Genomic DNA, 9,688 nt, shown 5'->3' with positions numbered 1-9,688 from the left:
TTTGGTGATCGCGGATGGTGCCGAACTCGCCGTTGGACATCACGACGGTCAGATAAGGAGCGCCGTACTGCAAGGCGGTAGCCAGCTCTTGGCCATTCATCAGATACTCGCCGTCGCCAGCAATGGCGATGACGGTGCGCTCAGGAAACTCCAGCTTGGTGGAGACTGCACCTGGAACGGAGTAGCCCATCGAGCCATTGCGCACGCTGAACTGGGAGGGGTAGACGTTGGTGTGCATAAACTGCTGCGCCCAGATGCAGTGATTGCCGGCGCCGAAGGTGTAGATGGAATCCTCTGGGGCCTGCTCCTGAATGGCCCGCCTCAGTGCTTCGATGTGTGCGGTTCCCTCAGGAGCCGGGCGCCAGTCGGCTTCGTCCTGAACCGTAGAGAAAGCCACCTGCGCCGCGTGCGCATCCGCGAACCACTGCTGCTGGGCAGCAGAGGCCTCGCCCGCATTGATCTCAGATAGCGCTTCGGCGAAGGCTACCGGGCTGGCCAGGATGTGGCGGGTGACGGCTGCGGAGTTGCCACGCAGGCTGGAATCGATGTTGATGAAGAAGTTGCGGTCATTTGCGCCTTGACGCAGCGTGTAGCCGTCAGTCGGGACGTCGCCAAGCACTGCTCCAACGGCGAGTACGAGGTCGGAATTCTCGAGCAGTGCAGCTGCCTTCTCGTCGCGGCCGTAGCCCAGCCAGCCGGCGTTGGCCGGGGAAGAAAAAGGGATGCGGTCGCTGGCGCGGAAATCGTGGACCACCGGAATCTGGTTGGTCTCTGCAAACTCGGTGATTTGGCGTGCGGACTCTGGGGTCCAGCGCGGGCCGCCGGCGAAGATGAGTGGGCGCTCGGCGGAGCGTAGGGCCTCGGAAAGCTCGGCGATATCGCTTGGGGATACCGCGCCGTCTGTCACGTTGATTGGCTGGATAATCTCCCCGTCGAAGTCCATGTGGAGAATGTCCTCCGGCAGGCCCACCACTACTGGGCCTGGGCGGCCCTGCTTGGACTGGAAGAATGCCTCGGCCACCACGTGGGAAGCACGGGATGGGTCATCGAGGATGAAGACCTGCTTGGTCTGGGTGCCAAACCACGCCTTTGGGTCGAACTCCTGGAAGGACTCACGGTCACGGTCGGGGAAGGGAATAAGGCCCACGAAGAGGACCATCGGGGTGGAATCCTGCCAGGCGGTGTGAATGCCAACGAAAGCATTGGAGGCGCCTGGGCCGCGGGTGACCATTGCGACGCCCGGCTCACCGGTGGCCTTGCCGTGTGCCTCTGCCATGTAGGAAGCGCCGCCTTCCTGGCGGGTAACGATGGCTTCGATGGGGCTGTCATAGAGCCCATCAAGTACTGGCAGGAAGCTCTCGCCTGGGACGAGGTATGCGCGCTTGACGTTGTGTGCTGCGAGAGATTCAGCGATGGCGGTGCCAACATGGCGACGAGTCATAGTTTTCAGACAATCCTTCTTCTGTGATTGGTGCAACAATTTCACCCTATTGTGAAGGATTTTCGTCCATGTTGTCTAATGTCTAAGATTTTTCAAATCCATGCTCATTGGTAATAGCTCGTGTTAAATGAAGATTTATGGATTACACGAGGGCGAAATATTTCTTGGCGCTTGCGCGCACCGGTTCCGTGACCACCGCGGCAGAGCAATTGAGCATCACCCAGCCAGCGCTAAGCCGCCAGCTGCGGCGCTTTGAGGAGGAGCTGGGGCTCGAGCTTTTCGAACGCGCAGCTGGGGTGCTGCGTCTCAACGAGGCGGGCAAGGCATTGATTCCCGTGTGCCAGCAATTGGTGGCAGATAATAACAGGGCTACGCAGGCGGTTTCGGCGCTGCAACGTGGCGAGATGCGCACCTTGCAGGTGGCGGCAACGCCGACGACCATCTCGACGATCTTGGCGCCTTTCATCGTTGACGCGCGCGAGGACATTCCGCTTCTGACCACGCTGGCGGTCGAGCACTACGAGGTGTACCAGGCGCTAGATACCACCGCCGATGTGGTGGTGACGCCAATTCCAGTAAAGGAGGGGCTTGATTCCGTTCCGCTGGGGGAGGCCACTATCCGGGCTTGGGTAAACAAGGAGCACCCTCTAGCGGGCCAAGACAGCATTGAGGTGGAGGACTTGGTCACTCATCGCCTAGCCATGTCAGGCCGGCGCAGCGTCTCGCGCGGGCTCTTCGATGCCTTTGTAGGGCGCAGCCACGCTGTGCTTGGCGACGTCGTCGAGTGTGAGGACACCGTTACGCTCATCGCCCTCGCGCGAGCCGGGCGCGCAATCGCCATCTCCAGTGCTCTGCAGGCTCACGACGCGGTAGGCCTGCGCATCTGCAATGCGGAGGAGATGCTAGGCGGTGTGCCCCTGCACGCGGCTTGGCGTAGCGGGCACTTCGCCGCCGCGGAAATCCATGCCGTGGTCACGCGCCTCCAGGAGTTTCTGGGAATTAACCCCGCCGATGGCGTTCGTGCCAGCTAAAGACGCAGATCCACCTTCTCGTTGGCGGCGATTTCTTCTAAACGCTCGGCAGTGCACATGCCGGCGACAATCACGGCGGAGCCTCCACATGCGAGCGGTTCGAGAATCAACTTCTTAAAGGAATCCTTGTCCTTCCACCCCGCGGACATTACGCGTTGGGCAGGGCCGGCGGCAGGATAAAGCTCCGGTAAAGCGGTGGTGGGGCCATAGAACTGATCACCGTAGAAACGCACGGTGGGCCCAAAATCAATGGCGCCCGCGGGCAATTCGCCGCCAGATTCGATGACGCCGCGCCCGAATGGATCATCGGTAACGAGCACAACATCGGCGCCTGTGAATTCCTCGCTCAACTCTGCAAAGCCCTCGGGCGCGGCAAAAACAACATCGGGGCTTGCGCCGTCTAGCTCGGCGCGCGTGAACGCTGTGTCGACGCCGGCAGCAATGGCACCCAAAGCGATAACTGCGGGCTGCCAGGAAACAGGAAGGTCGAGGAAAATGAGGGAATCGGAAGCGAGCTCAAGCTCTTCTAAGAGCATGTTGGCAATCTTGGAGACCCAGTTATCCAAGGTCTGTGCGGAAAAATCCATGCGCGCGCCGGTGGCTTCGTTGTAGAACGTCAGGCGCGGCGCTGCGGCATCTGCGGAAAGTAGGTGCTGAAGCATATCCATGTCCGCCCATGGTAGGTGACTGAGCCTTTGCGCGGCAGGGAATGCTTTCACACCACGGTCCTAGGCCCCCGAGCGCCCCGGAAGGTGAGTGATAGGGATACTCATTTTCTAACATTAAATGGCAACTACCTGCCAAAAAATTGGGGAACGATCCCTAAGAAAAGCCAGGAACCTTTTGGATTAGGTCCCTGGCTTGAGAATTACTTAGTTTGTGTGGCGTTTAGTTTACGCAGCGCGGGCCCTCGCCGCCGGCGTCGATTTCCGGGGCAACCTCTGCCGCGCCCATGTCGCTGCCTGGGGTGCCGACCTGCTCGCTCGGTGCGGTGTCGGTAGGTTCTGCGTCCTGTGCTTCCTTGTCGGACGGGCCTTCGTAGTCGTCGTAAGCCACGACGACAAAGGTGTTTTCATCCAGCGACGGGCTGGACGTAACCGGCAGACCGCCGAGCTGCTCAGCCAAGTCTTTGGCGCGTTGATCGTTCTCATCCGCGGCGACAACCTGGGACTCGTAGTACAAGCCCGGCTCGGCATTGCTGGTCTGGCCGACCTTGTATCCCACGCCAGTCAGCCACGTGCCAACGCCGGAGGCCAGGCCGTCGATGCTGCCCGCGTTGAGCACGTTGACCGCGATGCCATCGGCCACTGGCTTTTCGGAAGGGTTGGAGCCTGCCTCTGCGCTTGACGACGCCGCGGCTTCCTCCGTCTGCTCCGCAGTCTTGGCGAGGTCATCCATAAACTTATGGACCTCTTGCTTGTTGATGGTCACGACGGACTCACCGTAGTCACCCACGCCGTCGATGGAGGTCACCGGAATGGTGGTGAAGGTGACGTTGCCGCCGGCCAAGCCCGAAAGCTGGGTGACCAACCCCATGACGTCCCAGCCCTCATCGATGACTACAGAGCGTTCGATTGCGTCAGCAATCTTGGAGAGCTTATTCGGGTTAGCTAGGGTGCCAGAGGAGAGCACCTTGGAAACCAAGGAAGCCATATATGCCTGCTGGCGCACGATGCGGTCCAAGTCGCCGCGCGGAAGCTCGTAACGCTGGCGGACGAAGGACAGGCCCTGGGCGCCGTGGAGGGTCTGGCGGCCCTTTTTGAAATCAGCGCCAGACATGACGTCCTTGACGTCGTTGTTCAAGCACACGTCGACGCCACCGACGGCGTCGGTAAGCAGCACGAAGCCCAGCAGGCCGACCTCAGCGTAGTGATCGATGTCGATGTCTGTGAGCGAGCGCACCATGCTGATAAGTCCCTGGCGGCCGGCCTCCACGCCCTGCTGCTCGATCTCCTTCGCGGAATGCGGCTTCTTCTTGCCTTCAGCCTCTGCCTCGGCGTTTTCTTGCTCTAGCTCTTCGACCTTGTCCGTCTTGTGGTTGGCGAAAACGCCGTTAATCTTGGTGTTTCCAAAATCGCCGTCGTCGACGTAGGTATCGCGCGGAATCGAAACCGCAGTTGCACGGGAGCCGTCATCCGGGATGCGGATGATCATGATTGTGTCGGTGTTTTCCTCGCCCTCGTCCACACCGGCGTGCAGGTCCGCCAGTTCCTTCTCCGATAGTGGGTTACCCTTGGCATCCGTGCGCGAATCCTTGCCCACCAGCAAGATATCCATCGCGCCATCTTCGGTGTCTGCCTTAAAACCACCCTTGTTGCCTAACGCGAGGTTAGAGACAGAGGACATGCCATCTCCCACGCGGCCCACGGTGGCATAGCCAACGCCAGAGAACACCAAGATTGCCGCCGACACAAATGCCATGATGGCCTTCAGGGGCTTGGACCCCTGTTGCTTTACCGCCGTCGCCGAATTGGGCGAGGGCGAGATGGCGCGGGAACGACGCTGCTTGTCTGACTTTTTCTCAGAAGACACAGGTGGAGGACTTTCTAATTGTGGCGTTCAAAGGTGGCAGCAAGCAAGGTGGCTTCTCTCGGTGCTTGCCGTGTAGCCAAGTTAGGGCTGATCTTGTGACAGTTTAGGCGAGAAGATAAAGAAATCGTGATCTATACATGATTTTTGTCAAGCTTGTAGTGTCTTGGCAGTAACCTAGCAGCGAGTATGGGTACGCTAAGCAGCATTGTGAACACAGATAACGTAACTGCCCTTGCAGTGGTCACGGTGACGTATTCGCCGGGCCATTACCTCGGGGATTTCCTTAAATCGCTGGAAAGCGCAACCAACCGGCCCACGGCTGTGGTCTTGGCGGATAACGGCTCCACCGATTCAGTGCCGCAGGCCGCGGCTGCTGGCCGTGACGACGTTGTGTTTTTAGACACGGGCGGCAACATCGGTTACGGCGGCGGAATGAATGCCGGCGCGCGGCTCGTCAGCTCTGGCGCGCTGGGTGAGGTCGATGAAGAGTTCTTCCTCATCAGCAACCCAGACGTGACTTTTACTCCTGGAGCTTTGGATAAGTTGGTGGAGTGCGCGCGCCGGAATCCACAAGCCGCAGCCGTAGGCCCGCGCATCGTGGAACCGGATGGCTCGTATTATCCTTCCGCGCGTGCGATCCCCACATTGACCACCGGCATCGGCCACGCCCTGTTTGGCACCATCTGGCCTAGCAACCCGTGGTCGCGTGCCTATCGCAATGACGCCGATATGTCCGTTGAGCGCGAGGCGGGCTGGCTTTCGGGTTCCTGCCTTTTGGTGCGGTGGGATGCGTTCCAGCAGATCGGCGGCTTTGACGAGCGCTACTTCATGTACATGGAAGACGTCGATCTGGGCGACCGTTTTAGTCGTGCGGGCTGGAGCAACGTCTTTTGCCCTGAGGCAATCATCACCCATGCCAAAGGGCACTCTACCCAGGCGCACGCGGGTGCGATGCTGCGAGCCCACCACGACTCGGCCTACCGCTTCCAAGCGGACCGCCATCCGCAGTGGTGGCAAGCGCCAGTCCGACTAGCGCTCAAGGCCGGACTGCGGTTGCGCGGGTTTGCTCTAAGCGCCCTAGCGTGCCGCAGCAGTGGCTAGGCTCCTTGGGCATATACACTGACCCCGATAAAACACGTCGATTTATTCGCATAAGGAATTCTTCTATGAGTCAAGCAGCTGTCCAATGGGGCGCTTCTACCGATGCCGTCATCCTCGTCGGTGGCCGTGGAACCCGCCTGCGCCCGCTGACCATCGGCACCCCAAAGCCGATGTTGCCGACTGCTAACTATCCGTTCCTCCAGCACCTTCTTGCCCGCATCAAGGCTGCGGGCATTACCCACGTGGTGCTGTCGACGTCGTTTAAGGCAGAAGTCTTCGAAGAGTACTTCGGTGACGGTTCCGATATGGGCCTGGAAATCGAATACGTAGTAGAAGAGACCGCGCTGGGTACCGGCGGTGGCATCCGCAACGTCTACGACAAATTGCGCCACGATACCGTGATGGTCTTCAACGGCGATGTTCTCTCCGGTATGGACCTGGGCGGCATCTTGCAGACCCACCACGAAAAAGATGCGGACGTTACCATGCACCTGCTTAACGTGGCAGACCCGCGCGCCTTCGGCTGCGTTCCGACTGACAGCAACGGCCGCGTGACGGCGTTTTTGGAAAAGACCGAGGACCCGCCAACGAACCAAATTAACGCTGGCTGCTACACGTTCAAGCGGAAAGTCATTGAGACCATTCCGGCTGACCGCGTGGTCTCCGTTGAGCGTGAGACCTTCCCGAGCCTGTTGGAGTCCGGCCGCTTGGTGGTAGGCCACGTCGACAACTCCTACTGGCGCGATATGGGCCGCCCAGATGACTTCGTGCGCGGTTCTTCTGACTTGGTTCGCGGCATTGCTCATTCGCCGCTGTTGGAAGGCCACACCGGTGAGTCCATCGTCGATGAGTCTGCGGGAATCGCCGGCGGTGTGTTGTTGCTTTCTGGCACCGCGATTGGCCGCGGCTCCGAGGTTGGTGCAGGTTCGCGTCTGGACGGCACTGTTGTCTTTGACGGCGTGACCATCGAGCCGGGGGCAATCATCAGCAACTCGATTATCGCTTCGGGCGCGCATATCGGTGCCAACGCACACATCGACAACTGCGTCATTGGTGAGGGGGCTGTCATCGGCGCCCGCTGTGAACTCAAGGGAGGCATGCGTGTCTTCCCAGGCGTGCAGATTCCGGATGCCGGCGTCCGCTTCAGCTCTGACGCTTAAAAAGGCAGACATTTAAGTTATCTCTCCCACGACCCGTTTCCTTTTAAGGGGGCGCAGGTGGTGGGAGTTTTCGCTTTTTAGCTGGTCTTTTACGGTTTTGGTTGCTGGGTAGCTTGTGCGCGCAGAGATCCAGCAGATCGGCTTAGATGGTGGCGACACGCCGATCAAACCTTGGAATTGTTCACAGGAATATGAAGCACCACTACATATAGTACCCCCAGGACTTACCCCCAGAGGGGGATCTATGTGACGGATGTGAAAGTTGGGGATCGTGTGCTGCGTTTTTGGCGAGAATCCCCGGAAGGCCCCGTTTTCGGGTTGACGATATTTAGTGATCCGGTGTGAAATAACATCAGTGTAATCAAGCGCATCGGCGACGCCTCCGCCAAACTTTGGCTTCGGTGTAAGGTCGGTGCAACTTAGAAGAAACTACCCAACCTCGGAGAAAGGAATTAGCGTGGAGAAAAACTCAAATAATGGCGCTATTCTCCGTGGCGGTGCTGCCGCAGAGATGTCTCTCGATGAGCTTTTTGGCGCCGTCGAGCAGGAGTGGCAAGACCAGGCACTGTGCGCGCAGACTGATCCTGAAGCCTTCTTTCCGGAAAAGGGAGGCTCCACCCGCGAAGCCAAGCGTATCTGCCAGGCTTGTGCGGTGCGAGATGAGTGTCTCGAGTATGCACTTGAGCATGACGAGCGCTTCGGAATCTGGGGCGGACTGTCTGATCGTGAACGCCGCCGCCTCAAGCGTGAGATTGGTTAACCTCCGGCTAGGGAGACCTTTCTTCTTAAATCCTTCACCTCTATCTATGTTTAGTGCCATCTGACGCTAGGGCGTGGATTGTGGTGGAGGATTTTTGCTTACCAGCTAAACCGAGGATCAACGTCCTGTGGATCAAGGTTGAGGTAGTTGGCCACCAAGGCTGTTAGAACCGTGCCTAGTAACTCTGCGCGTTCGCTAGATGTTTCGGCACGCTCCTCGATGGGCATCCGGAAAATTACCATGCGGGCGCGTGTTGGGTGGCCGGCAGCGTCAACGCCAGCGGGGACAACCCGGCCTAAAGGTACAGGGCCGTCGGCGATGATCTCTTCCGGCAGGACCGTCATATCAGCAGAAAGCCGCATGCGTGGAACCGTGTCCACCGCCAAGTCCAATCCGGCGAGCTGCTCTGCAAAAGCATTCTGGATGGGGGCATAGGCCTCGAGCACGGCCATGTCGAAGCGCTCGCTCTTGCTACGGAACCGCGGCGTCGATTGTGGCAAAAGCGGTCCGTGCATGCCCCTTCCGCGGCGGTCGCGGAACGGACGAGTGTGGGGGCGGCGCATGGTCATGCCCGTGATTTTAAGGTTTCACATGACCATTTTCGTGCGGGGCGCGCCGAGTTTCGACTATTCAAATCTCAACTAAAGGTTTAGACTCATTGCCGTGAATCATTCTCGTCATTGCTCTCGTCCAGGCTGCGGCAAACCCGCCGTGGCAACTTTGACCTACGCGTATTCACAGCAGACGGCCGTCGTAGGCCCGCTCGCGGAGGAGACTGATCCGCATAGCTGGGACTTGTGCGAAAAGCACAGCTCCCGCATCACCGCTCCCATCGGCTGGGAGATGGTGCGCGTGGACCGCATTGAGCTTGAGGAAGAAGACGACCTCATGGCTCTGGCCGAGGCAGTTCGCGAGGGCGGGCGCGTCACTACCGGGCTAGTTGAGGATGGTTCGGGCTCCGGCCAAGACCCGATCGACTACGCCGCCAACTTTGATGGCGCCGATCCTGATAGCTCCAACCACCCGGTCTTCCGCACGCGCCGCGTAAGCGAGGCCAAGCAGCGCCGCCGGGCACACTTGAGCGTCGTGCCTGACGACGCCCTGACTCAGGACGCCTCCGAATCCGCCGCGGGTGGCCGCCATCGCTTGAAAGAGGACTAGTTTTAGGCCACGGCTCCAGTATTTGGGGCTGGGGGAAGAGTACTATTGCAGGTTATGCGTACTCGTGAACAGCTAAACGCCGTTATTAAGGCCTATGACGTCCGTGGCGTCGTGGGTGAAGACATTGATGAGAATTTCGTCCGCGACACTGGTGCTGCTTTCGCCGCTATTTTGCGCGAAGAAGGCGAGAAGACGGTGGCTGTGGGCCACGATATGCGTCCTTCTTCGCCGGCGTTGTCTGCTGCCTTTGCTGAAGGCGTAGCTTCGCAAGGCCTAGACGTGGTGAAGTTGAACTTGACCTCCACTGATGAGCTCTACTTTGCAGCAGGCTCCATGGAATGCGCCGGTGCGATGTTTACCGCCTCGCATAACCCAGCCAAGTACAACGGCATCAAGCTTTGTCGCGCTGGTGCTGTCCCGGTGGGCCAGGAGACCGGCCTGGAAGCAATCAAGGACATGCTCGTAGATGGTGTTCCAGCCTACGACGGCGCCGCAGGTTCCG

Annotated in this window: 9 protein-coding genes and 1 pseudogene; 6 read left to right on the top strand and 4 right to left on the bottom strand. The window is 59.3% G+C overall.

What is annotated here, in order from left to right:
* Nucleotides 1-1,441: thiamine pyrophosphate-binding protein (locus HMPREF2935_RS02600; protein ID WP_070731869.1), on the bottom strand; the 1,441-nt coding region annotated here is incomplete at its 3' end.
* 137 nt (nucleotides 1,442-1,578) lie between these two features.
* Between HMPREF2935_RS02600 and HMPREF2935_RS02595 the strand changes: the two genes are divergently transcribed.
* A complete protein-coding gene (locus HMPREF2935_RS02595; RefSeq protein ID WP_062041836.1) occupies nucleotides 1,579-2,472 on the top strand; it encodes a LysR family transcriptional regulator in 894 nt (297 codons plus the stop codon).
* Here HMPREF2935_RS02595 and HMPREF2935_RS02590 read toward each other — a convergent pair.
* Together HMPREF2935_RS02590 and HMPREF2935_RS02585 are read right to left on the bottom strand one after the other, a co-directional pair.
* Entirely contained in the window at nucleotides 2,469-3,140 is a 672-nt protein-coding gene (locus HMPREF2935_RS02590; RefSeq protein ID WP_070731867.1) for a TIGR03089 family protein, read from the bottom strand. The genes HMPREF2935_RS02595 and HMPREF2935_RS02590 overlap by 4 nt on opposite strands.
* Nucleotides 3,141-3,360: 220 nt before the next feature.
* A complete protein-coding gene (locus HMPREF2935_RS02585) occupies nucleotides 3,361-5,004 on the bottom strand; it encodes an LCP family protein (protein ID WP_210400715.1) in 1,644 nt (547 codons plus the stop codon).
* A gap of 186 nt (nucleotides 5,005-5,190) precedes the next feature.
* Here HMPREF2935_RS02585 and HMPREF2935_RS02580 point away from each other — a divergent pair, with 186 nt between their 5' ends.
* The 3 genes from HMPREF2935_RS02580 (at nucleotide 5,191) to HMPREF2935_RS02570 (ending at nucleotide 8,025) form a co-directional block, all read left to right on the top strand.
* Nucleotides 5,191-6,105, top strand: coding sequence for a glycosyltransferase family 2 protein (locus HMPREF2935_RS02580; RefSeq protein ID WP_061920970.1), 915 nt, complete (start codon nucleotides 5,191-5,193; stop codon nucleotides 6,103-6,105).
* Between the two features lie 65 nt (nucleotides 6,106-6,170).
* Nucleotides 6,171-7,265 (top strand): mannose-1-phosphate guanylyltransferase, encoded by a 1,095-nt coding sequence (locus tag HMPREF2935_RS02575; protein WP_061920973.1) that lies wholly within the window; start codon nucleotides 6,171-6,173, stop codon nucleotides 7,263-7,265.
* Between the two features lie 511 nt (nucleotides 7,266-7,776).
* A complete protein-coding gene (locus HMPREF2935_RS02570; RefSeq protein ID WP_005528147.1) occupies nucleotides 7,777-8,025 on the top strand; it encodes a WhiB family transcriptional regulator in 249 nt (82 codons plus the stop codon).
* A 98-nt stretch (nucleotides 8,026-8,123) separates the two neighbouring features.
* On the opposite strand, the gene HMPREF2935_RS02565 is transcribed toward HMPREF2935_RS02570, so the two are convergent.
* Nucleotides 8,124-8,594 carry a metallopeptidase family protein gene (locus tag HMPREF2935_RS02565; RefSeq protein ID WP_062039102.1) on the bottom strand — a complete coding sequence of 157 codons (471 nt, stop codon included), beginning with the start codon at nucleotides 8,592-8,594 and terminating at the stop codon, nucleotides 8,124-8,126.
* Nucleotides 8,595-8,688: 94 nt separating this feature from the next.
* Between HMPREF2935_RS02565 and HMPREF2935_RS02560 the strand changes: the two genes are divergently transcribed.
* Together HMPREF2935_RS02560 and manB are read left to right on the top strand one after the other, a co-directional pair.
* Complete coding sequence (locus HMPREF2935_RS02560; RefSeq protein ID WP_082778557.1) at nucleotides 8,689-9,186, top strand: DUF3499 domain-containing protein; 498 nt, start codon at nucleotides 8,689-8,691, stop codon at nucleotides 9,184-9,186.
* A gap of 54 nt (nucleotides 9,187-9,240) precedes the next feature.
* Nucleotides 9,241-9,688 (top strand): annotated as a pseudogene (manB, locus tag HMPREF2935_RS02555) (phosphomannomutase/phosphoglucomutase); the annotation flags it as partial.

Source organism: Corynebacterium sp. HMSC076D02, from assembly GCF_001813815.1.
In the GTDB taxonomy this organism is placed as follows: Bacteria; Actinomycetota; Actinomycetes; order Mycobacteriales; family Mycobacteriaceae; genus Corynebacterium; species Corynebacterium simulans.
This window is presented reverse-complemented; position numbering and strand designations above follow the sequence as displayed.